We start from the raw sequence: 22,067 nt of genomic DNA on the forward strand, positions 1-22,067 counted from the left end.
CTACAGTGGGGCGATGCCGTCCTGGTTGATCCGCGGCCTCGGCATGGCCGTGCTGCATGCCGTCGCCGCCGTCGTCCTTGCCAAGGTCACCGTGTTCCGGCCGACCGAGGTCGATCTCGTCACCGTGGCCGTGGTCGCGGTGCTGGTCGGCGCCGCCGCGCTGTGGAGTGCACTCGATGCCTGGCTTCGGGTGCCCGACCACGCCAGGGCATGGTTCATCGGCGCGCTCGTGGCGGGCCCGGTCGCCGGGGTGCTGTCCGTTATCGGCAGATCGCTGTTCGTCGACCAGACCGGGCTGAGCGCGCTCGGCGGAGCGCTGACCGGCGGAGCGGCGTTCACGGCCCTGCTGATCCTGATCCCCGCCGGACTCGGGATGCTGGTCGGCGGCAGGCTGGCCAAACCGGATGGCGACACCGAGGGTGAGCTCCAGGATCAGGAGCCGAGGACGACCCCGGCCGGGTAGCTCTTCCACTCCCGCTCGCCGACCTGCTCCACGGTCGAGTCGTTGGCCTCCGGTACGCGGCCCGCGGCGCTGCCCGTCACCGGCCACAGTGCACCGTCGTCGAGCAGCAGCCCGAGACCAGCGCCCTCGACCCGCAGCGCAGGGGCGCCTGGCGCGAGCCGAGCGGCCACCGGTAGCCCCCCGATCGCGGCCAACCGCCGGTCCAGCACCGTGCCGGCCAGTTCCACCGCCACCGAACGCCGGTCCACCCGCACGATCCGGCCGTCGACGATGAGGTCCATGGTCCGCACGGGCGAGGGCATGGCGACACCGTCGAGCACTCCCAGCGCACGCGCCGGATCGGCGCATCCGTCGAGGCCGTGCAGGTCCGCACCGAAGTGCCGCAGATCCGTCGGTGCCTTCGCCTCACCGATGACGGTGGCTCGGACCACGTCCAGCGGCACCCTGCCGCAGGGTTCCCGGAGCGACAACGGCGCGTGCCCGTCCGGGCGGCGGAACAGGCCGGGGCCTTCCTGCCACGGGCCGTTGATCAGCACCTGCGTGTACGGGTGCGCCGTGAACTCACGGTTCCAGAAGGTGAGCGTGGTGCCCTGCTCTGTCTCGTGGGCGATGGCGAAGGCATCCAGCGCGTCGACGAACATCAGGTCGGCGCTGAAGGCGTCCACCAGTGACGTGCGCCGGGCGGACGAGGTGTCCGCCACCGGCTCGAACCCGTCGGGCCCCAGCGCCTCCACCCGGGCGGCGAACGCGGGATCCGGGGAGCGCAACAGGAACTGCCCCGCTCCGTTCCAACCCGCGGCCGCGCCACTGGTGTCGGTGAACATGAGGTAGAACCAGCCGTCCAGGTGGACAACCGCGGGCTGACCCGCGCCGTAGTCGTTGTCCCTGGTGACATCGTGGGCCGGCGTGAGGATGGGGCCCGGCCCGGCCCGCGTCCAGTTGCGGCCGTCCTTGCTGGTGGCGAGCCCGATCGAGTTGCCGTGCGCGCGGTCGCCCGCGGAGCCGGTGTAGTAGAGGTAGTACGTGCCCCCGACCCGCAGGACCGAGGGATCGCAGGTGTGCACGCCGTCGAAGCCGCCGGGCCTGCCGGAGAAGACAGCGGGCGCCTTGCCGCCGTCCGGGCCGGTGAACGTCAGGTCTTCCTGTGCCCCCTGCGCGGCAGGCGCCTCCGCGTAGAGGATGTCGTCCCCCGCCGGCTTCGCACTGCCGTACTGACTGCACCACCACATCCGCGTACGGTCACCGTCCACCATCACGGTCGGCCCGTAGTTGTAGACCGCGTCGGCTCCCCCCGCCGCGACGGTGCCCGGACTTTTTCTGGCCGAGTCCACGGCGAGCGACCTCGGTTCGGGCACGTCAGCCGGAGCCTCGAGGCCACCGGCACCACCGGGCTCGACGCCGCCCGCCCGGGGCTGGGCATCACTCGGGCTACAGGCAGTGAGCGCACCGGCGGTGAGAACGACGAGGACCGCCGCGGCCGGGCGTATTCGTCGGCGAGCAGAGCGCATCCTGCCGCAGAACCTCCGTTCGCTCCCCCACGCCCGTCGAATCAGGGCTCCGCGTCCAGTGTAAAGGGAATATCACTCGATCAGCGGGTGTGTGCCGGAACCGGCGGAGCGACGATCTCGACCTCGAACCCCTGCTCGTCCTCGAGGAAGGCCGCGTAGTGCTCAGGGCCGCCCGCATGCGGATGCCGGTCCGCGAACATCAGCTTCCAGCCGTGCCCCGGCGCGGCCGAGACCAGGGAGTCCACCTCTGCCCGGCTCGCGGCGTGCAGGGCGAGGTGGTTCAGCCCTGGCCTGCGGCGCTCGTGCGTGCCGGCGGTCAGCGCGGGTGAGCATTCCGCGACGACGTACACGTCACCCAGCCGCCAGCTCACCCCGTCACGCCAGCGGTTGTGCTCCCGCCAGCCGAGCGCACCGAGAAGCCAGCCGAGACTGCGCTCGGTGGCGGCGAGGTCGGCGACCCACAGTTCGACGTGGTGCAGCGCAGGTGGTGCCGCGGGCGCCAGTGCGACCAGTACCCGGTGGGTGGCGCCGTAGTGCGGACCGCTGCCGACCTCGACGAAACCCGATCTGCGAGCCAGTGCCAGGCTGGCCGTGTTGTCCTCGTGGACCAGTGCCCACACCGCGGGCAGGCCCAGTGTGCGCAGGCCGTGCTGGAGCAGGACGGTGGCCGCCTCGGTGGCGAGGCCGCGCCCGGAGTACCGCGGGTCCAGGTACCAGCCGATCTCCGCGACCTCGCCGGGCAATTCCCAGGACGGGCACAGATGCACGAGTCCGACGAGTGTTCCGTCGACATCGATCGCCCAGTGTCCCGTGCCCGGCGGTCCGGTGTAGGCGAGCCTGCGCTCGACCATGGCCCTGCCCTGCTCGGCGTCGGCGAGGTCGTCCGGTAGGTACTCGATGATCTCCGGATCGGCGAACACGCGAAGCACAGCGGCGGCGTCGTCGGCCCGCAGACCGCGCAGCCGCACGCGCGCCCCCCGCAGTTCGGGAACGGCACCCACCGGCATTACCGCGCGCTGCTCGCCAACCAGCGCAGGGCCAGCGCGTAGCCCTCGACGCCGAGGCCCACGATCACTCCGGTGGCGATGCCGGAGAGCACACTGTGGTGCCGGAACTCCTCCCGCCGGTGCACGTTCGAGATGTGCAGTTCGATCAGCGGGCCCGTCAGTTGCGCGGCCGCGTCGCGGACGGCGATCGAGTAGTGCGTCCAGGCTCCCGCGTTGAGCACGACGGCGGCGCCCTCGTCCGCGGCGTCGTGCAGCCAGCCGACCATCTCGCCCTCGTGGTCGGTCTGGCGCACTTCGACGCCGAGCCCGAGTTCCGCGCCGGTACTCACACACAGTCGCACCAGGTCGTCATGGGTCGTCGAGCCGTACACCGACGGTTCCCTCGTGCCGAGCCTGCCCAGGTTCGGGCCGTTGAGCACGAACACGCGCGTGCCGGCATCAGTGCCGGTCACAGGAACACCCCGCCGCTGTTGCCGGATTCGTCCGCGGCGACCGCGGAGTACGCGGCGGCCAGCAGCGACGGGTCGGGGCCTTCCAGCCTGCCCGGCTTCGCGAGTCCGTCGAGCACGACGAACCGCAGCACGCCGGAACGGGTCTTCTTGTCGGCGCGCATCCCTTCCAGCAGCTGCGGGAGTGCGTCCGGGTCATAGGTGGTCGGCAGGCCGAGCGCGCGCAGGACGGACGCGTGCCGATCCGCCGTCGCGTCGTCCAGCCGCCCCGCGAGACGGGCGAGTTCGGCGGCGAAGACCAGGCCGACGCTGATCGCGGCACCGTGGCGCCACCGGTAGCGCTCGCGGCGCTCGATCGCGTGTCCGAGGGTATGGCCGTAGTTCAGGATCTCGCGCAGGTCCGATTCTCGTAGGTCCTGCGCCACCACATCGGCCTTGACCTGGATCGAGCGGCGAACCAGCTCGCCGAGCACGTCACCCTGGGTGTCCAGAGCGGCGGCCGAGTCCTGTTCGATCAGCTCCAGGATGCGCGGATCGGCGATGAAACCGGCCTTGACGATCTCGGCCATCCCCGCGACGAGTTCGTTGGGCGGCAGTGTCTCCAGCGTGGCCAGATCGACGAGGACCGCGGCCGGCTCGTGGAAGATCCCCACCAGGTTCTTGCCCGCGTCGGTGTTGATTCCGGTCTTGCCACCGATCGCGGCGTCCACCATGCCCAGCAGGGTGGTCGGCACGTTGACCAGCCGGACACCGCGCATCCAGGTCGCGGCGACGAAACCGGCCAGGTCGGTGACCGCACCTCCGCCGAGTCCGACGACGACCCCGCGACGGTCCAGCCCGATCCGCCCCAGAACGTCCCAGCAGAATCCGGCGACCGACAACGCCTTGCCGTCCTCGGCGTCGGGGATCTCCACACGATGCGCGTCGAGACCGGCCTCGGCCAGCTCCGCCCTGATGGCCTCGGCCGTCGTGGTCAACGTCGGCGGGTGGATCAGTGCCACCGACGAGGCGTCCCGCAGTGTGTCGGTCAGTTCGCCGAGCAGGCCCCTGCCGACCACGACCTGGTACGGCCGGTCGGTCGCGACCTCGATACGGACCGGGTCGTTCACCGTATGCTCCGTCCTGTCTCGAGTTGCTCCATGATGGCCGTGGCCACCGCGCGCGGGCTGCGGGCGTCGGTGTCCATCTCGACCGTTGCGACGGCCCGATACACCGGAAGCCGGGCATCGAGCAGCGCCTTGTACGTGGCCCTGGGGTTGACTCCGGCGAGCAGCGGCCGGGCACTGGACATCCCGGTCCGGCGTACCCCTTCGGCCATGCCGACGTTGAGGAACACGACAGTATGGCCGGCGAGCCGCTCCCTGGTCGCCTCCGACAGCACCGATCCGCCGCCCAGGGCAAGCACTCCGTCATGCTCCGCCAGCGCGACCGCGACCAGTTTCTCTTCCAGCGCACGGAAGGCGGGCTCGCCGTCGGTGGTGAATATGTCCGCAATGGACCGTCCAGCGTGGGTCACCACGTCCTCGTCGGAGTCGCGGAAGGCGACGCCAAGCAGGTCGGCCAGCATCCTGCCAACGGTCGACTTGCCCGACCCCGGCGGGCCGACGATCACCGCCCGAGGCCTCACCAGCGCTCCTCCAGCGCACGCAGGTAACCGTCGGCGTTGCGCTTGCTCTCGATCAGCGAGTCCCCGCCGAACTTCTCCAGTGCGGCATCGGCGAGTACGAGTGCCACGACCGACTCGAGCACGACACCGGCACGCGGCACCGCGCACACGTCGGAACGCTGATGGATGGCGACCGCGGGCTCACCGGTGGCTACGTCCACTGTGGCCAGAGCGCGCGGCACCGTGGAGATCGGCTTCATCGCGACCCTGACGCGCACCGGCTCACCATTGGTGATGCCGCCTTCGAGACCACCCGCCCGATTGGACCGGCGGGTGACCCCGGCCGGACCCGTGCCGCGGTCGATCTCGTCGTGGGCCTTGCTGCCCCACCGGCGAGCCGTGGTGAAGCCGTCACCGACCTCGACCCCCTTCATCGCCTGCACACCCATCAACGCGCCCGCGAGCCGTGCGTCGAGCCTGCGGTCCCAGTGCACATGCGAGCCGAGCCCCGGTGGCAGTCCGTAGGCGATCACCTCGATCACCCCGCCGACCGTGTCCCCGGCCTTCCGCACGGCGTCGACCTCGTCGACCATCGACTCGGTCGCGGCGTCGCCGAACGCGCGCACCGGGCTCTCGTCGATCGCCGTCAGGTCGTCCGGCCCCGGCAGCGGCCCCTCCGGCGCTTCGGCGGCACCGATCGACACCACGTGGCTGATGATCTCCACGCCCAGCAGCTGCCGCAGGTAGGCCCGGGCGACGGTGCCGAGCGCGGTACGCGAAGCCGTCTCCCTAGCGCTGGCCCGCTCCAGAACCGGCCGTGCCTCGTCGAAGCCGTACTTCTGCATACCCGGCAGGTCGGCGTGCCCCGGCCGGGGCCGGGTGAGCGGTTCGTTGCGGGCGAGCCCGGCCAGTTCCTCGGGCGGAACGGGGTCCGCCGCCATGACCTTCTCCCACTTCGGCCACTCGGCGTTCTCGATCTGCACGGCGACCGGGCCACCCTGGGTGCGACCGTGCCGTACCCCGCCGACGAACTCGATCCGGTCGGTCTCGAAGCCCATCCTGGGGCTGCGGCCGAAACCGAGCCGCCTGCGAGCGAGCTGCTCACTCACCTCAGTGGTGGTGACCTCGACCCCGGCCACCATGCCTTCGAGCACGGCGGCCAGTGCGGGCCCGTGCGATTCACCTGCGGTTATCCAGCGCAACACAGCGACGATCCTGTCACGGGCGCAACGGCGGCCGTGCAGCTACCCGGTCCAGCAACCCGGCCCGGCTACCCGTCCGGGACCCCGGCGTACCGCGCTCCGGACACGGCGACCAGGGTGACGGCCAGCAGTAGCCCTGGTCCGTGCGGTACCCCCGTGCGCGGGCGAGCGCCAGCGGGCAGCGTCGTGAACGCCGCCCACGCCGCGAACATCGACGTCACCACGGCCGCGAGGAAAGCCGCGACCACGGCGGCGGCCCAGCCGCAGGCGCCGAGAACACCGCCGAGGCTGCCCGCGAGCTTCACGTCACCCGCCCCGAGCGCGGCAGGGGCGAGCGCGTGCACCACAGCGTGGGCGCCGCCGAACAGGACGGCCACGGCGAGCGCCCGCCAGAGCAGGCCGGGTGCCGCTCCGGTGGCCGCCGCGACCGTCAGCACCGCGGCGAGAACCGGGTACGCGGACAGGGTGAGCACGTCCGGCAGCCGCCGGCACCGCAGGTCCGTGTACACCAGCGGGACACCGATCGCGGTGACCGCCAGCGGGACCGGCAGCCACCAGCCGGGAACCGCGCCCGCCATCCAGAGCCACACCAGCAGGGCCCAGCACAGCGCGGTTCCGGCCGCACACGGCGCGGCCCTGAGCCGGACGGGGTTCGCGGACCTGGCAAGCACCCAGCGCGCGAACAGACCGGAACCGGCCCCCGCGAGGATGATCGCAGAGCCCGCTGTCACAGCTGTTGTCCAGTTCACGGACTCCACATTCGACCGGGCTTCGGCGGCAGGCAAGCACGGGTGGGTACGAGAGTTCCGTTGGCTCCCGAAGCGGGCGAAAACCACTCGGCCGGGCGATGGCTCAGGGTGTGACGAGCGATCTCAGCACCGGCATACCGGAGCCGGTGCGGATCTCGAGGGCAGCGATGTTCGCGCGGCGCAACTCGGTGCCGACCGACATTCGCGCCGTGTCCTCCGGCACCGCGTGCCACCACGCCAGCTGATCGCGTACGCGCCCGTCGGGGCCGATGGCGACGAGTACGTAGTCCCCCGCGGACTCGCCCCCGTAGCTGCAGGACATATCGACCTTGGTCCCCCAGCGAGTCTCCGTCACACCGAGACTCGCCTCGACCGGATAGGGACCCAGGGGGGACATCGGGGCCATCGGGGCCGCCCCGGCGGGCACGGTCAGCGGAGTCTCCTGGGCCATCGCGGCCCCATCCGGTGCTCCCGCCTCCCCTGGTGCCGCTGGGCCGGCCAGCAGCAGTACGGCGACGCACGCCGCCACCGCGACCGCGGCGAAACCGGCGAGACCGAGCCTGCGCATCTTCCGCGACCTGCGCACCCGCGCCGCGAGCGAATTCAGGGACTCCGCCGAGACGGGGTCGTGCGGTTCACCCGCGCCATCGGCCGCGAGCGGTGCGGGCGGTTCCGTGGAGCCGGAGTGTGCCAGCAGGCCCGGGAGTCCGGCGAGTTCGCGTACCGAACGTGAACATTCAGCACAATCGGCCAGGTGCTGCTCGTACGCGCAGCGGTCCTCCGGGGAGAGCGCACCGAGCAGGTAAGCGGCGTCGAACTCGGCGAAGGGGTCGGGTCGTTCGCGCATCGCCTCGTTCACCGGGTCACCCCCTTCTCCTCGAGAACCAGCCGCAGCGCCCGCAGTGCGTAGTGCGTCCTGGATTTGACGGTGCCCTCCGCGACTCCGAGCCGAACCGCCGCGTCGGCCACCGAGAGTCCCTGGAAGAAGCAGAGGCCGAGCACCTCGCGGTGGCGCGCGGAGAGTTCGTCCAGCGCATCGGCCACCAGCCAGCCCTGGACGGCACGCTCGGTCCCGTCCGGTTCGGACAGTTCGGGCGGGATATCGGTGGGAACCTCCGACCTGGCCGCGGCCGAGCGCCACCCATCGATGGCGATCCGTCTCGCGACGGTGAACAGCCACGCACGCGCCGATCCGTCACGCTGGTCGAGCACCCTGGGATGGCGCCAGGCTCTGAGTAACGTCTCCTGCACGACGTCCTCGGCGCGCGCCCGATCTCCGTTGGTGAGCCGCAGGGCGTAGAACGAAAGGGCCGGGGCGTGCTCATCGTGCAGCGCCCGCATCAGCCGGTCCTCCGCCCCGCCTTTCATTCGCGCCGCGCCTGCGGCAGCAGCAGCAACACGCCGCCGACGACGCAGACCACCTCGGTCAGCACGCCCCAGACCTCGGCGGAGGTGCGGAACTGTTCCTGGACGCCGAGAAACCCGACGGTCAGCGAAAGCAGATAGGCGCCGAGCGTGGCGGCGCCGAATCCGGCCGCCGCCAGCGGGGGCAGCCAGTGCCGCCGCCACACGGCGAGCGCGATGGCGATCAGGACCCCCGCCACGACGTTGACCAGGAAGAGCGGACCGACGATGGCCACGTCCCCCGCCCAGTCCAGCCACACCACAAGATGCACCCAGGCCGAACCGAGCAGACCGGCGATCACCAGTAACCGCAGTGCCCCGAAGATCATGCCCGCTCCCATGTCCTGTCCGCGTGGTCTCGTCCCTCGACGGAGTACACGAGACACTCCCCCTTCCGGTTCAATTCTCAACCGAATTGAACCGGAAGGGGAACTCCGTCGTGGTAGCGGATATGACTGCCGAACCGAACTCCGGACTCCACTCCCGCCGTTCCGCGATCACCGTCGGCGCTGTCGGCGCCGTCGCGGCCGGCACCATCCTCACCGTCTCGGCCTGCGCACCGGGTGAGGAGGGCGGCGACTCCGCGCAGCCCGGCTCCACCCCGACACCGTCCGCGGGCGCATCCCTGGCCGTGCTCGCGGACATCCCCGTCGGGGAAGCCACCGCCGTCACCACCCCGGACGACCAGGAGATCATCGTCTCCCGGCCGACCGAGACCACGGCCGCGGCGTTCAGCGCCATCTGCACCCACCAGAGCTGCAAGGTAAAGCCGGAGGGAAGCGAGCTGCGCTGCCCTTGCCATGGCTCGGTGTTCGACGCGCTGACCGGCGAGGTGCGCAACGGACCGGCGGATCGGCCGCTGCCGTCCGTCCCGGTTTCGGTCGAGGGCGGCAACGTGGTCGCGGGCTGAACGACGGTCAGTCGGTCCAGCTGAACAACCGGTCGCCTGCCGCGACGGTCGTCCCGATGACCGGCGTGCCGACCGCGTCCTGGCCTGCGTCGAGCGCGACCACCGGCACGATCGGCGAGTAGCCGGCCGCGGTGACGGCGTCCGGGTTCCAGCTGATCATCGGCTGGCCAGCCCTGACCGTCTCGCCCTTCACCACGTGCAGGGTGAACCCCTCACCCTTCTGCTTCACCGTGTCGATGCCCAGGTGTACGAGCACCGCCCTGCCGTCCTCGGTCGCGACGACGAACGCGTGCGGGTGCAGCGTCACGACGGTGCCGTCGACCGGAGCGACCGCGTCGGCGGCACCGCCACCGGGCTGTACCGCGATACCCGGGCCGACCATGGCGTCGGCGAACACCGGATCGGGCACCTCGGTCATCGCGACGACGGCACCGGAGACCGGGCTCCGTACGACGAGACCGGAACCCGCTACCTCCGGCGCCGCTGTCACAGCAGGTCCTGAATGTCGCTGGCGATCGTGTCGGCCTCGGGCCCGACGATCACCTGCACCACCGAACCGGCCTTCATCACGCCGTGCGCGCCGAGCTTCTTCAGCGCGGCCTCGTCCACGACCGAGCCGTCCTCCAGCTCGCACCGAAGCCGCGTGATGCAGCCCTCGACCTCGATCACGTTGTCGGCGCCACCGAGCGCAGCAAGAATTTTCTCCGGCCTTTCGTCCGCCACAGCGGCCTCCCTGGTCTGATCGTCGGCATCTCTGCCCTCGCGTGAGCATTACTACGCCGTTCGCCGCCGCGCACGCCACCGGCGCCTCACGAACCCGTAACGGTGGTTGACACCTTCCGAGTGACGGAGCATTCTGCCCCATCAGCGAATGGTCTAGACCGGAACGTACCAATCAACGGGAGCGCGTGTCGAGCGTGACCCCGCCGAGCCAGGAACGGAGGTGCCGGGATGGGATCCGACACCGGTGCCGCCGAGCGTGTCGTTGACGGTCCGACGCCGAAACACGCGCAGCTACGGGAAATCCTGCGCCGCACGATCGAGAGGGAACTTCCCCCCGGCTCGCCCATCCCGTCCGAACGAGAGCTTGCAGAACGCTATGACGTCTCGCGGCTGACCGTCCGTTCGGCGATCGGGAAACTGGTCGACGAGGGCCTGCTCAACCGGGCGCGCGGCAAGGGCACCTTCACCGCGACCAGGCGGATGGAGCTGCAGCTGTACCTGATGTCGTTCACCGACGACATGCGCCGCCGCGGGCTCACGCCGGCCACCGAGCTGCTCGGCATCACCCTCGAGGTCCCGCCCGCGCCGACGCTGAGCGCATTGGGCCTGCACGAGGGGGAGAGTGCGTACCGCCTGCGCAGGCTGCGCAGGGCCGACGGCGTTCCGCTGGCGGTGGAACGGGGCTGGTATCACCCGGGCCGGGTGGCCCGGATGCCCGAGCTGGACCTCACGCAGTCGCTCTACGCCCAGCTCGCCGCCACGCACGGCATCCGTCTCGACCACGCCAGGCAGACGGTCTGGGCGGAATCGGCGGATGCCGAAACCGCACGACTGCTCGGTATTCGTACCGGCAGTTCGTTGCTCGTCTTCCGCAGGGTCTCCAGCATGCGCGGGGAGCCCGTGGAGGACATGACGTCCTGGTACCGGGGTGATCACTACCAGGTGACCATGCAGTTGGATCGGAATGACCCGGATTCCGGCCGCCCTGCACGATATGGAGGTACCCGATGAGCGCCACCCAAACAACGGGGGCGAAGGGTAAGCGCAAGGGAATGGCCGGGCTGCAACGCTTCGGTCGCAGCCTGATGCTGCCCATCGCCACCCTGCCCGCAGCAGGCTTGCTGGCTCGCCTTGGCTCGGAAGACATGCTCGGCGAGAAGGGCCTCGGCTGGAACAAGGTCGCCGAGGTGATCGCCGCGGCTGGTGGTGGGCTCTTCGACTTCCTGCCGCTGCTGTTCGCCGTCGGTATCGCCGTCGGCTTCGCCCGCAAGGGCGACGGCTCCACCGGTGTGGCCGCGGTCGTCGGCTTCGTGGTGTTCAGCAAGGTGGTGCAGGTCTTCGCGCCGATCGACTCGCTCGAGGGTTTCGGTGAGGGCTGGTACCTGCAACCGATCAAATGGCCGTATTCGGTGCTCGGCGGTGTGGTCGTCGGCCTGGTGACCGCGGTGCTGTGGCAGCGATTCCACCGCATCAAGCTTCCGCCGTACCTGGCGTTCTTCGGCGGCCGCCGGTTCGTGCCGATCATCAACTCGGTCGTACTGATCTTCGTCGGCGTGCTCTTCGGCCTGATCTTCCCGGTGATCGACGCGGGAATGCAGAACCTCGGCGAGGCGGTCACCAGCGACCCGGTCATCGGTGGCGGCATCTACGGCATGCTGAACCGGCTGCTCATCCCGATCGGCCTGCACCAACTGCTGAACGTGCCGGTCTGGTTCATCTTCGACGGCGGCGACATCAACAACTTCTTCGACGGCGATCCGAACGCCGGTGCGTTCATGACCGGCTTCTTCCCGATCTTCATGTTCGCCCTGCCCGCGGCGGCGCTGGCGATCTGGCAGACCGCGAAGCCGGGTCAGAAGAAGATCGTCGGCGGCATCATGATCTCCGCCGCGCTGACCTCGTTCCTGACCGGTGTCACCGAGCCGCTCGAGTTCGCGTTCATGTTCGTCGCGTTCCCGCTCTACATCCTGCACGCGGTGCTGACCGGTATCTCCCTTGCGCTGGTGAACGCGCTCGACATCCACCTCGGGTTCTCGTTCTCGGCGGGCGCGATCGACTTCGCACTGAACGCGGGTGCGCCCGCGGCCAGCAAGGCGTGGCTGCTCATCCCGATCGGCCTGGTCTACGCGGCTATCTACTACTTCCTCTTCCGGTTCGTGATCACCAAGTGGAATCTGCGCACGCCGGGCCGGGAAGACGACGAGGAGATCGTCGCCGCGGAGACCCCCCGTGATCCCGAGACCGGGAAATCCTCGGTCGGCGGTACGGCGACCGACGCCGAATCCGGCAGTAGCACCAAGTCCTAGCGGCATCGCCGCGCAGTACCGATTCGAAAGGAACACCATGCCCGAGAGGCGAGTGACGGTCGCGAGCAAGGTAGGCCTGCACGCCAGGCCGGCCGCACTGGTCGCCAAGGCGGCCGCCGCACAATCGGTGGCGGTGAGCATCGCCAAGGACGGTGGAACGCCGGTAGCGGCGGGCAGCGTGCTCAACCTGATGACCCTCGCCGCCGGTCACGGCGACGAGGTGCTCATCAGCGCCGACGGCGAAGGCGCCGACGAAGCGATCAATGCCGTCGCCGAACTGGTGGCGACCGACCTCGACGGCTAGCACGAGCACGTCGTCGGATGTCCCCAATGTGGCTTTCGGGAACTTGAACGTCCCGAATGCCACATTGGGGACGCCTGAGTTCCCCAATGTGGCATTGGGGAACTTCTCCAACCCCGGCCCCGCACTCACGGGACCGGGGTTCGTAGGGTGGGTCCATGGACAGTGTGCGGTTGATCGAGCAGTGGCCGGTGGACAACGCCTCGACGGCGGTCGTGGGCGCCGACGGCCGGGTGCTGGCCACCCACGGTGATACCAGCCGTGTCTATCCCCTCGCTTCGGTCACGAAACTGCTCACGGCCTATACCGCCCTCATCGCCATCGAGGAGGGCGTGGTCGAACTGGACACGCCGGCCGGACCGGAAAGCTCCACGATCCGGCACCTGCTCGCGCACACCTCCGGCCTCGGTTTCGACGCACACAAGGTGATGGCGCCGCCGGGCACCCGCAGGCTGTACTCGAACGCCGGCTTCGAGCAACTCACCGCCGCGCTCGAGCAACACTCGACCATTCCGTTCCGGGACTATCAGTCGGAGGCCCTGTTCGGCCCGCTCGCGATGCGCGACACCGTCCTCGACGGCTCCCCCGCCGCGGGCGCCAAGTCCACCGTGGACGACCTCGCGGTGTTCGCGGCCGAGCTACAGCGGCCCACCCTCATCGACCCCCGCACCCTCGCGCAGGCCACCAGCGTGGTCTTTCCGGGGCTCAGTGGTGTGCTGCCGGGGTTCGGTCACCAGAAGCCCAACGACTGGGGCCTGGGTTTCTCCATCAGGGACCACAAGAGTCCACACTGGACGGGCGAGAACAGCTCACCGGCAACGTTCGGCCACTTCGGACAGTCAGGCACGTTCCTCTGGGTGGATCCCGAAGCGGGTGCGGCCTGCGTCGCCCTGACCGACCGCACCTTCGGCCCCTGGTCCATCGAGGTATGGCCACCGTTCACCGATGCGGTACTGGCCGAACTGCGCGGACAGGACCTCCGCTAGGGAGTCATCACCCGGGTCGGCTCACCGGCGAGGTACCCGGCGATGTTCTCCACGGCGTCGGAGTAGAACACCGAGTACAGGTTGTCGGTGACATAGCCGATGTGCGGCGTGAGGATCGTGTTCGGTGCCGTCCGGAGTGGATGGTCCGCGGGCAGCGGCTCGACGTCGTACACGTCGAGGGCAGCACACTTGATCCGGTTGTCCCGCAAGGTGTCCAGCAGCGCACGCTCGTCCACGATCGGCCCGCGCGAGGTGTTCACCAGGATCGCCCCCTGCCGCATGGCGCCCAGTTCCGCCGCTCCGACGAGACCACGGGTGCGGTCGCTGAGCACGAGGTGCACCGAGAGCACGTCGGAGCCGCGGAACAGCTCGTCCTTCGACACCGCGGTGACACCGTGCTCGGCCGCCTTTTCCTCGGTGAGGTTCTGGCTCCAGGCGATCGTCGTCATGCCGAACGCCTGCCCGATCGCCGCCACCCGCGCGCCGAGCCTGCCGAGTCCGAGCAGCCCGAGGGTGCGTCCGGCCAGGCCGGTGCCGACCGCCTGCTGCCACCCGCCTGCCCGCACCGACCGCTCCTCGGCGGGCAGGTTGCGGGCCGCGGCCAGGATCAGCGCCCAGGTGTGCTCCACCGTGGGTTCCGCGCGATAACCGGTGCCACAGACGACGATGCCCTGTTCGCCCGCCGCGGCGAGGTCGATGGCCGCGTTGCGCCTTCCGGTGCTGACCAGCAGGCGCAATGCGGGCAGCCTGCGCAGCAGGCCCGCATCGAACCGGGTGCGCTCGCGCATCGCCACCACGACCTCGCATCCGTCCAGCCGGCGGACCAGGTCGTCCTGGTCCTCGATGTGTTCGGTGAACACCTCGATCTCCGCGCCGAGGCTGTCCCAGTCGGCGAAGCCGAGTGCGACGTTCTGGTAGTCGTCGAGAATGGCGATCTTCATACACCCCACCCTAGGGTCTCCGGTAGCGCACCGGCTCAGCCCCGATGCTCCGGCAGTTCCCGTCGAGCCGTGGCCCGCCGCAGGATCTCGTCCACGACGTCGTTCTTCGCGTCGGCGTAGTGCTGGATGTAGGCCCAGGTACGCGCGGCCAGCTCCCGCTTCGTGTTCGCGTAGAGGTCCCGGTCCGCGGCATCGGCCCTGAGGTGGTCCCGGAAGGTCAGGTAACGCTCGATCTCACCGCTGTCCGGCGAGTACACGTGCAGATTGACGTCGGTGTCCGGGCCCTTGAGCGCACGGTGACCGTCCCCCGGTTCGCGGATCACCAGGTAGTAGCCCGCGTCCTCCAGTTCGGGCAGATACGCGTCCTCGTCGTCGCTGTCGGGTACGACCAGCAGAATGTCGATTCGCGGTTTCGCGCACAGGCCGGGTACGGCGGTCGAGCCGACGTGCTCCAGCACGCGCACCCGCTCCCCCAGTGCGCGACGAATCCTGTCCGCCTCCCGTTCGTACAGTGCGGGCCAGGCCGGGTCGTAGTCGGCCAGGGTGACCGTGGAGTTCAGGACTGGTGCGCCGCCGACCCAGATCGATTCGATCTCGTCGTCGGAGTACGTGGAGCGACCGCGTGGGACCATGACTGTGTCCTCTGTCCAAGTGAGCGTTATGCACAATCGCAAGCTCGGCCACAGCACGCGCCTCACCTGCACCCGGTCGCCGCGAGCTGCCCTCCGCAAGCTCCGGCCAGCCCCCGTCGGCCGGGTTGTGCATACCCCTCACTGACTTGTTCCTTCCTCAGGGCAGTCGGTCAACGTAACAGCGGCTCACTCCAGCGGCAACGGAATTGTCCCTCCGGTGGCCGCCCGCAGCGCGTCGCGCATCGCCTCCCGCGGCGCCGGCTGCCCGGTGAACTGCTCCACCTGCCCGAAGGCCTGGTGCAGCAACATGTCCAGACCGGTCGCGAGCCTGCCGCCCCGCTGCGCTACCGCACGGGCCAACGGAGTGGGCCACGGGTCGTAGATGACGTCCAGCAGGCAACGGGCACCTGCCAGATCCTCGAGGTGCGGCTCGACCGCGGCCGAAGGGACGGTGCTCACCAACACCGGAGCCAGCGCCAGTTCGGCGAACTCCACTTCGGACCACCGCAACACCTCGACGGCTAGGCCCACTTCGGCAGCCGCGGCCGAGGTCTCCTCCGCTCGCGCCGGATCGCGTACCACCAACCGGACGCCGGTCAGGCCCAGTTCCGCGAACGCGACGGCGGCGGCAGCGGCCGTACCGCCCGCCCCCAGCACCACTCCGGCCGCGTCCGGATCCGTACCGCGAAATCCACCCGCCGAACGCAGGGCGCCCACCACCCCGTCCACATCGGTGCAGTCCGCCCGCCAGCCGGAGTCGCATGGGACGAGCGTGTTCGCCGCGCCTACCGCCGCCGCCCTCGGCGTCACCTCCGCCGCCACGGCGAGGGCCGCACGTTTGCCGGGCATCGTCACCGACAGTCCCGCCCACTCCGGTCCGAGTCCCCGCACGAACCCGGGTAGCCCCGCCGCGTCCATCTCGATCCGGTCATAGGTCCAGCCGGTCAGCCCGAGTGCCTGGTAGGCCGCACCGTGCAGCACCGGCGAGAGCGAATGCTCGACCGGCTTCCCGAGGACGGCGGCGCGGCCCGGCGCCTCTGCGTGCGATGGCTCAGTAGGCACCGCGGGCCTGTGCTTCGCGCCGGTTCTGGTTGTGTTCCTCGTTGGTCTCGGCGAAGCAGGACAGCCCGTTCTTCTCGCACTTGACGAAGAAGAGGATGTCGCCGTCCGCGGGTTCGAGCGCGGCCTTGATGGCCTCCGGGCTGGGCGCGGAGATCGGCGTGGGCGGCAGGCCCGTGTTGCGGTAGGTGTTGTACGGACCGGCCCGCTCACGATCCTCGGGCTTGGTCCGCACCACCGGCCGGTCCAGCGCGTAGTTGACGGTCGAGTCCAGTTCGAGGCGCATGTCCTTGTCGAGGCGGTTGTAGATCACCCGGGACACCTTCTCGAAGTCCTGCTTGACGGCCTCCCGCTCGATCAGGGACGCGATCACCAGGATCTCGTACGGCGTCTTTCCGGTGCCCTCCGCGGCATCCGGCAGTCCCGTGGCCTCCAGCCGGGTGGCCGAGGCGGTCAGCACCGCCGAAAGCAACTTCTCCGCGGTCTGCCCGGGACGCACGTCGTACACGCCGGGCGCGACGAGTCCCTCGATCCTGCGTGCGCCCTCGGCCTTCGACGCGTCCCGCACAGCCCACTGCGGTGCACCCATCGCCGCGAGGTCCGCCTCCGCGGCGACCGAGCGGAGTTCCTCGACCGGGATACAGGTGCTCGTGCCGTTGAGTTCGGCGCAGGACGCGTCGGACAGCAGTTTCAGCACACCAGGGGCGGCCGAGCCATCCGGCAGTGTGACGTCCTCCAGTTGGGTACCCGCGCGGATCTGCAGTTCGCCGACCCGCGCGGCAGGCTCGATCATCCGGCTGACCGCGGCCGCGCCGGACATCTTGGTCTTGAGCACGTAGTACCCGGGCTGCACGCTGCGGATCTGTTCCTCGTCCGCGCCTGCCTTCACGAACGCCTTCGCACTCGCGACCACGTCCTTCTCCTGCAGGGTGGCGGCGATGGCGTTGGTCGAGTCCCCCTTCTCGACCTGGATCAGGACGTCGGTCTCACCCGCGCCCTCGTAGTCGTCGTAGCCGAAGATCTCGGTGATGCCGTACCAGGCACCGCCCGCGAGCAACACGATGACCGCGATGGCCGCGAGCCAGCCGAACGACCGCTTCGTCCGGCCGCCACGGCGACCGCGCCCCAGGTCGTCGCGATCGTCGTCGAAGTACTCCGGTTCGGCGCGGTCCTCGTCCTCGAAGTCCCCGTACTCGTCCTCGGCGTCGTCCAGGTACTCGTCCTCGGCGTCGTCCCGGCCGTCGTAGTCCGCGTAGTCGTCCTCGTCCGCGTAGTCCTCCGCGTACTCATCGGCAGGATCGGCCGGCGCGAGCTGTTCCGGGTCGAGCCGGAGCAGCTCGGTCGGCCGCTCATCCGGTGGTGGTCCCGCCGGCCGGAGCCTGCGCCGCCCGCTGGAATGAGACGGGGGCGCCGCCGTGAGATCGCCGGTGTGCCCACCGTCGTCCGGCCTTACCGCCGGTCGCCGAGGCGGCAGGGGACGGCCCGGTGGAGGTGGTCCGCCCTGGGGGACTCCGGGGGGCGGTGGTCCCGGACGCCGTGGCGGTCGCGGCGGTGGCGCACCGGGAGGTGGCGGTTGCTGCCCCGTGGGAGCTGGCGGGACCGGGGGCCCAGAAGGAGGCGGCTGGATGGGGGGTGGCGGTACCGGTGCGTGTGCCTGGTGCGCCGGCCCCGGAGGGCCCGTGGGACCTGGTGGACCTGGCGGGCGTGGTGGCCGCAACCTGCGCCTGCCCCCGGTGCCATCGCTCGGTGGAGTGGTCATCGGCCCTCCCCCTCGACACGACGCAGGTGCGACGCACGTGCGTCGAGCCAGCCCTGCAGGATCTCGACCGCGGCCGCTTGGTCCACCACCGCCCGCTGCTTCCTGCCCTTCACCCCGCGCTGGGACAGCATTCGCGCCGCGCTCACCGTGGTGAGGCGTTCGTCGGCGAGGCGGACGGGAACCGGGTCGACCAGCCCGGACAGCCGCTCGGCGTAGGTCACGGCGATCTCGGCCGCCGAACCGTGGCGGTCGGCCAATGTTCTCGGCAGTCCGACGATCACCTCGACCACCTCGTGTTCGACGACGAGCTGGACGATCTGGTCGAGGTCGCTGTCCTTGTCCGCATCACGAGACAGGGTAACGAGGGGGCTCGCGAGAAACGGCGTGGGATCACTGAGTGCGACGCCGACCCGGACAGAGCCGACGTCGATGCCCAGTCGCCTGCCTGCCCCCGCGTCGTGCTCTCCAGGACGATCAGGACGGCGATTGCTCACCCGCGCGCCACCGCGTCACCCAGCAAACTGATCGCCCTGTCGATCCCATCCGGGTTCGTGCCGCCACCCTGGGCCATGTCTGCCTTGCCGCCGCCCCGGCCACCGACCGCCTCCGCGAAAGCGGGAACCAGCTTGCCTGCCGCGAAACCCTTGTCTCGTGCGGTGGACGTCGTACCCACAACGAAACTGACCTTGCCCTCGGCTGGCGCGAACAGCGCCACGACTCCCGGCCTGGAACCGAGCCGGTTGCGCACCTCGCCTGCCAGCGCACGCAGTCCGGCAGCGTCGATCCCCTCGGCGATCTTCTCCGCCACCAGCGCCACGCCGCCGATGTCCTTCGCCGAGTCGGCGAGCGCACCGGCCGAACCGAGCACCTGCTGCGTGCGCAGCTGCTCGATCTCCTTCTCCGCGTTGCGCAGGCGGGTGAGAACGTCCTCGATCCGGCCTGGCAGCTGGTCGGTCGGCACCTTCAACGAGCCCGCCAGCTGCGAGACCAGTAACTGCTCCTTGCGCACGTGCCGCAGCGCGTCCTGCCCGACGAGGGCCTCCACCCGATGCACTCCGGACCCGATGGAGGAGTCGCCGACCAGCTTGACGAGGCCGAGCTGGCCGATTCGCCCGACGTGGGTACCGCCGCAGAGTTCCCGCGAGTACTCACCCATGTCGACGACGCGAACGTCGTTGCCGTACTTCTCCCCGAACAGGGCGACCGCGCCCAGTTCCAGCGCCTTGTCCTTCGTCGTGACGTAGGACTGCACCTCGACGTCGGTCTGCAGGTAGTCGTTGACCTCTTCCTCGACCTCGGTCAGAACGTCGGCCGACACACCACCGGACGAGGTGAAGTCGAACCGCATCCGCCCCGGCGCGTTGAGCGAGCCCGCCTGCGCGGCGCGCTTGCCGTAGGCCCCGCGCACCGCCGCGTGCACGAGGTGCGTGGCCGAATGTGAGCGGGCGATCGAGGCGCGCCGATCGGCATCCACCGAACCGGTGACCTCGGTGCCGAGACCGAGTTCGCCGTCGACGACCTCGACCCGGTGCACGAACAGCCCGGGCACGATCTTCTGGACGTCGAGCACCTTCAGCTCGACCCCGGACCCGAGGAGAACCCCGGTGTCCGCGACCTGGCCACCACTCTCGGCGTAGAACGGCGTGCGGTTCAGCACCACCTCCGCCTTCGTGCCCGCACCCGCACTACGGACGGGCGCACCGTCGACCAGCAGTCCGAGCACTGTGGCGGTGGCCTGCAGGTCGGTGTAGCCGAGGAACTCGGTCTCGCCGCCGTCCTCGAGCAGCTGCCGGTACACCGAGAGGTCGCCGTGGCCGCTCTTGCGCGAGGCCGCGTCGGCCTTCGCCCGCTGCCGCTGCTCCTCCATCAGTGCGCGGAAGCCCTGCTCGTCCACCGTGAGCCCCTGCTCGGCGGCCATCTCCAGGGTCAGGTCGATCGGGAAGCCGTAGGTGTCGTGCAGCTGGAACGCCTTGTCGCCGGCGAGGATGCCTCCGCCGGAGGACTTGGTCTGCTCCGCGGCGAGATCGAAGATGCGCGAGCCGCTGGTGAGGGTGGCCAGGAAGGCTTCCTCCTCGCCGCGCATGATGTCGGAGATGCGGTCGAAGTCGCTGACCAGTTCCGGATAGGACGGGCCCATCGCGTCCCGGACGACGGTCGCGAACTCGGGCAGCACCGGCTCGTGTACGCCGAGCAGCCGCATCGAGCGCACGATTCGGCGCAGCAGCCTGCGCAGCACGTAACCCCGGCCGTCGTTACCCGGGGTCACCCCGTCGCCGATCAGCATCATCCCGGAGCGCGCATGGTCGGCCACCACCCGGAACCGCACGTCGTCGGTGTGGTCGGCGCCGTACCGGTGCCCGGAGATCTCCTCGGCCCTGGTGATCACCGGTCGGACGAGGTCGGTCTCGTAGACGTTCTCGACTCCCTGCAGCAAGGTGGCGACCCGCTCGACGCCCATGCCGGTGTCGATGTTCTTGGCGGGCAGCTCGCCGAGGATCGGGAAGTCCTTCTTGCCGCTGCCCTCACCCCGGATGTTCTGCATGAACACGAGGTTCCAGATCTCGATGTAGCGGTCCTCGTCGACGACCGGCCCGCCTTCGCGGCCGTACTCCGGGCCGCGGTCGTAGTAGATCTCCGAACACGGACCACACGGTCCGGGGACACCCATCGACCAGAAGTTGTCCACCATGTCGCGAGCCTGGATCCGGTCACTGGGCAGACCGGCGACCTTCTTCCACAACGCGGCCGCTTCCGCGTCGTCCTCGTACACCGTGGCCCAGATCCGCTCCGGGTCGAACCCGAAACCGCCCTGGTCCTGCGGCGAGGTGATCAGCTCCCAGGCGAGCTTGATCGCGCCCTCCTTGAAGTAGTCACCGAAGGAGAAGTTGCCGGCCATCTGGAAGAAGGTGTTGTGCCTTGTGGTCTTGCCGACCTCGTCGATGTCCCCGGTACGGACACACTTCTGCACGCTGGTCGCCCTCGGGTACGGCGGCGGGACCTCGCCGAGGAAGTACGGCTTGAACTGCACCATTCCCGCGTTGACGAAAAGCAGGTTCGGGTCGTCCAGGATCAGCGAGGCGCTGGGCACCTTGCTGTGTCCATGCTGTTCGAAGTGTCGGAGGAACCGGCTGGCGATCTCGTGTGTTTCCACTGGCTTTCCTTGGTCGTACGGGCCGGCGCGCGAGAGGGTTCACGCGTACCGGGCCGGGATGGCTGTGCGGGCCGGTCGAGGCGGAGGGAACCGCATCCCGGTCGAGGAGCGGTGCTGTCAGCCCTCCGCCCGGCGCGCTCGCCGGGGGCGCGGCGCCGGGGCCGCGTGCCTGCCGTTGACCGGCGAGGGCAGCGGCGACCGGCGCTCGACGGGCGTCACCCGGGACCGCTCCTCCACGACGTCGCTCAACTCCTGCTCCCGCTCACTCATCCCGGCGCGCACGTCGGCACCGAACGTCCCGACGGCACCGGCGAGCTCCCGTATCGCTTCCCCCACATTCGAGGCTAACCCCGCTGGGCTGGCCTGACGAGCGGTTTCCGTGGCCTTCCGGGACAGCGCGACACCGGTCACGACACCGACGCCTAGCCAGAACAGGCGCCTCATCGCTTGGCACCCTTCCGCCTGCGGGAGTGCTTGCCCGGGTCGACGGCCTTGGCGTTGCGGCGGGCCTTCACCGCCTTGCTGATGCCGTAGGACAACGCCGCCGTCTTCACCAGCGGTCCGCCCAGTGTCGCGGTGAAGACCGACGACAGTGCCGAGACGTTGCCGGAGACCGCCTGCGCGTTGGCCGTGATGCCGTCAACCCGCTCGAGCTGGGTGTTGACATGGGTGATGGTGTCGTTGGCTCCGTGCAGCAGCGGATCCGTGTTCTCGTGCGCCTTGCGGATCGCGATCGTCGCCTCGTCCAGCGTGCGGCCGAGCTTGATCAACGGGATCGCCAGCAACAACACCAGCAGCACGAACGCGCCCGCGGCGACCAGTGCGGCGACCTGCCCTGCCGACACGTGCCCTCCTCGAAATATCGGTGGCTGTGATCTCTTGAAGCGTTCTCTTGAAGCTCGTGGAATTGC

Annotated in this window: 25 protein-coding genes and 1 pseudogene; 6 read left to right on the top strand and 20 right to left on the bottom strand. The window is 69.9% G+C overall.

What is annotated here, in order from left to right:
- Positions 1-13 precede the first annotated feature (13 nt).
- Entirely contained in the window at positions 14-463 is a 450-nt protein-coding gene (locus D0C15_RS23155; RefSeq protein ID WP_170161359.1) for a B-4DMT family transporter, read from the top strand.
- On the opposite strand, the gene D0C15_RS23160 is transcribed toward D0C15_RS23155, so the two are convergent.
- The 10 genes from D0C15_RS23160 to D0C15_RS23205 form a co-directional block, all read right to left on the bottom strand.
- The gene (locus D0C15_RS23160; protein ID WP_116049217.1) at positions 433-1,971 is read right to left on the bottom strand and encodes a glycoside hydrolase family protein; all 1,539 of its coding nucleotides are present in this window, start codon (positions 1,969-1,971) and stop codon (positions 433-435) included. The two genes, D0C15_RS23155 and D0C15_RS23160, sit on opposite strands and share 31 nt — an antisense overlap.
- 80 nt (positions 1,972-2,051) lie before the next feature.
- Positions 2,052-2,978, bottom strand: a complete 927-nt coding sequence (locus tag D0C15_RS23165; protein ID WP_116049220.1) for a GNAT family N-acetyltransferase — start codon at positions 2,976-2,978, stop codon at positions 2,052-2,054.
- On the bottom strand, positions 2,978-3,430 hold the full coding sequence (gene aroQ / locus D0C15_RS23170) for a type II 3-dehydroquinate dehydratase (protein ID WP_116049222.1): 453 nt from the start codon (positions 3,428-3,430) through the stop codon (positions 2,978-2,980). Before aroQ ends, D0C15_RS23165 begins: the two co-directional genes overlap by 1 nt.
- Complete coding sequence (gene aroB / locus D0C15_RS23175; protein ID WP_116049224.1) at positions 3,427-4,536, bottom strand: 3-dehydroquinate synthase; 1,110 nt, start codon at positions 4,534-4,536, stop codon at positions 3,427-3,429. The genes aroQ and aroB overlap by 4 nt, the downstream gene beginning before the upstream one ends.
- Positions 4,533-5,054, bottom strand: a complete 522-nt coding sequence (locus D0C15_RS23180) for a shikimate kinase (protein WP_211323304.1) — start codon at positions 5,052-5,054, stop codon at positions 4,533-4,535. The genes aroB and D0C15_RS23180 overlap by 4 nt, the downstream gene beginning before the upstream one ends.
- Positions 5,051-6,238, bottom strand: a complete 1,188-nt coding sequence (gene aroC, locus D0C15_RS23185) for a chorismate synthase (RefSeq protein ID WP_116049226.1) — start codon at positions 6,236-6,238, stop codon at positions 5,051-5,053. Before aroC ends, D0C15_RS23180 begins: the two co-directional genes overlap by 4 nt.
- Positions 6,239-6,303: 65 nt before the next feature.
- Positions 6,304-6,984 (bottom strand): prepilin peptidase, encoded by a 681-nt coding sequence (locus D0C15_RS23190; protein WP_245976141.1) that lies wholly within the window; start codon positions 6,982-6,984, stop codon positions 6,304-6,306.
- Positions 6,985-7,087: 103 nt separating this feature from the next.
- A complete protein-coding gene (locus D0C15_RS23195) occupies positions 7,088-7,843 on the bottom strand; it encodes an anti-sigma factor family protein (RefSeq protein WP_425455414.1) in 756 nt (251 codons plus the stop codon).
- On the bottom strand, positions 7,840-8,352 hold the full coding sequence (locus D0C15_RS23200) for a sigma-70 family RNA polymerase sigma factor (RefSeq protein ID WP_116049230.1): 513 nt from the start codon (positions 8,350-8,352) through the stop codon (positions 7,840-7,842). The genes D0C15_RS23195 and D0C15_RS23200 overlap by 4 nt, the downstream gene beginning before the upstream one ends.
- The gene (locus tag D0C15_RS23205) at positions 8,349-8,717 is read right to left on the bottom strand and encodes a hypothetical protein (RefSeq protein WP_116049310.1); all 369 of its coding nucleotides are present in this window, start codon (positions 8,715-8,717) and stop codon (positions 8,349-8,351) included. The genes D0C15_RS23200 and D0C15_RS23205 overlap by 4 nt, the downstream gene beginning before the upstream one ends.
- Before the next feature lie 122 nt (positions 8,718-8,839).
- Between D0C15_RS23205 and D0C15_RS23210 the strand changes: the two genes are divergently transcribed.
- Positions 8,840-9,298: a Rieske (2Fe-2S) protein gene (locus D0C15_RS23210; RefSeq protein ID WP_116049232.1), complete on the top strand. Its 459-nt coding sequence runs from the start codon at positions 8,840-8,842 to the stop codon at positions 9,296-9,298.
- A gap of 7 nt (positions 9,299-9,305) precedes the next feature.
- Here the strand turns inward: D0C15_RS23210 and D0C15_RS23215 are convergent, their stop codons facing one another.
- A complete protein-coding gene (locus D0C15_RS23215) occupies positions 9,306-9,788 on the bottom strand; it encodes a PTS sugar transporter subunit IIA (RefSeq protein ID WP_281270726.1) in 483 nt (160 codons plus the stop codon).
- Positions 9,785-10,036, bottom strand: a pseudogene (locus D0C15_RS23220) (PTS sugar transporter subunit IIB); the annotation flags it as partial. The gene D0C15_RS23215 and the pseudogene D0C15_RS23220, both read right to left, overlap by 4 nt.
- Before the next feature lie 213 nt (positions 10,037-10,249).
- On the opposite strand from D0C15_RS23220, the gene D0C15_RS23225 reads away from it, so the two are divergent.
- The 4 genes from D0C15_RS23225 (at position 10,250) to D0C15_RS23240 (ending at position 13,614) form a co-directional block, all read left to right on the top strand.
- Positions 10,250-11,032, top strand: a complete 783-nt coding sequence (locus D0C15_RS23225; RefSeq protein WP_116049236.1) for a GntR family transcriptional regulator — start codon at positions 10,250-10,252, stop codon at positions 11,030-11,032.
- Positions 11,029-12,327, top strand: a complete 1,299-nt coding sequence (locus tag D0C15_RS23230; protein ID WP_116049238.1) for a PTS transporter subunit EIIC — start codon at positions 11,029-11,031, stop codon at positions 12,325-12,327. The genes D0C15_RS23225 and D0C15_RS23230 overlap by 4 nt, the downstream gene beginning before the upstream one ends.
- A gap of 37 nt (positions 12,328-12,364) precedes the next feature.
- Entirely contained in the window at positions 12,365-12,631 is a 267-nt protein-coding gene (locus tag D0C15_RS23235) for an HPr family phosphocarrier protein (RefSeq protein ID WP_116049240.1), read from the top strand.
- A gap of 155 nt (positions 12,632-12,786) precedes the next feature.
- Entirely contained in the window at positions 12,787-13,614 is an 828-nt protein-coding gene (locus tag D0C15_RS23240; RefSeq protein WP_116049242.1) for a serine hydrolase domain-containing protein, read from the top strand.
- Here D0C15_RS23240 and D0C15_RS23245 read toward each other — a convergent pair.
- The 8 genes from D0C15_RS23245 to D0C15_RS23280 form a co-directional block, all read right to left on the bottom strand.
- Complete coding sequence (locus tag D0C15_RS23245; RefSeq protein ID WP_116049244.1) at positions 13,611-14,555, bottom strand: D-2-hydroxyacid dehydrogenase family protein; 945 nt, start codon at positions 14,553-14,555, stop codon at positions 13,611-13,613. The two genes, D0C15_RS23240 and D0C15_RS23245, sit on opposite strands and share 4 nt — an antisense overlap.
- 35 nt (positions 14,556-14,590) lie before the next feature.
- A complete protein-coding gene (locus tag D0C15_RS23250) occupies positions 14,591-15,187 on the bottom strand; it encodes a GrpB family protein (protein WP_116049247.1) in 597 nt (198 codons plus the stop codon).
- 186 nt (positions 15,188-15,373) lie between these two features.
- Positions 15,374-16,249: a shikimate dehydrogenase gene (locus D0C15_RS23255; RefSeq protein WP_116049250.1), complete on the bottom strand. Its 876-nt coding sequence runs from the start codon at positions 16,247-16,249 to the stop codon at positions 15,374-15,376.
- On the bottom strand, positions 16,239-18,005 hold the full coding sequence (gene mltG / locus D0C15_RS23260; RefSeq protein WP_116049253.1) for an endolytic transglycosylase MltG: 1,767 nt from the start codon (positions 18,003-18,005) through the stop codon (positions 16,239-16,241). The genes D0C15_RS23255 and mltG overlap by 11 nt, the downstream gene beginning before the upstream one ends.
- Positions 18,002-18,499: a Holliday junction resolvase RuvX gene (ruvX, locus tag D0C15_RS23265; RefSeq protein WP_116049256.1), complete on the bottom strand. Its 498-nt coding sequence runs from the start codon at positions 18,497-18,499 to the stop codon at positions 18,002-18,004. The genes mltG and ruvX overlap by 4 nt, the downstream gene beginning before the upstream one ends.
- Positions 18,496-21,156 (bottom strand): alanine--tRNA ligase, encoded by a 2,661-nt coding sequence (gene alaS / locus D0C15_RS23270; RefSeq protein ID WP_116049259.1) that lies wholly within the window; start codon positions 21,154-21,156, stop codon positions 18,496-18,498. Before alaS ends, ruvX begins: the two co-directional genes overlap by 4 nt.
- Positions 21,157-21,273: 117 nt before the next feature.
- A complete protein-coding gene (locus tag D0C15_RS23275) occupies positions 21,274-21,600 on the bottom strand; it encodes a hypothetical protein (protein ID WP_116049261.1) in 327 nt (108 codons plus the stop codon).
- Positions 21,597-22,001 (bottom strand): DUF948 domain-containing protein, encoded by a 405-nt coding sequence (locus D0C15_RS23280; protein ID WP_116049264.1) that lies wholly within the window; start codon positions 21,999-22,001, stop codon positions 21,597-21,599. Before D0C15_RS23280 ends, D0C15_RS23275 begins: the two co-directional genes overlap by 4 nt.
- Positions 22,002-22,067: the final 66 nt, after the last annotated feature.

This window comes from Amycolatopsis palatopharyngis, from assembly GCF_003385185.1.
GTDB lineage: Bacteria > Actinomycetota > Actinomycetes > Mycobacteriales > Pseudonocardiaceae > Amycolatopsis > Amycolatopsis palatopharyngis.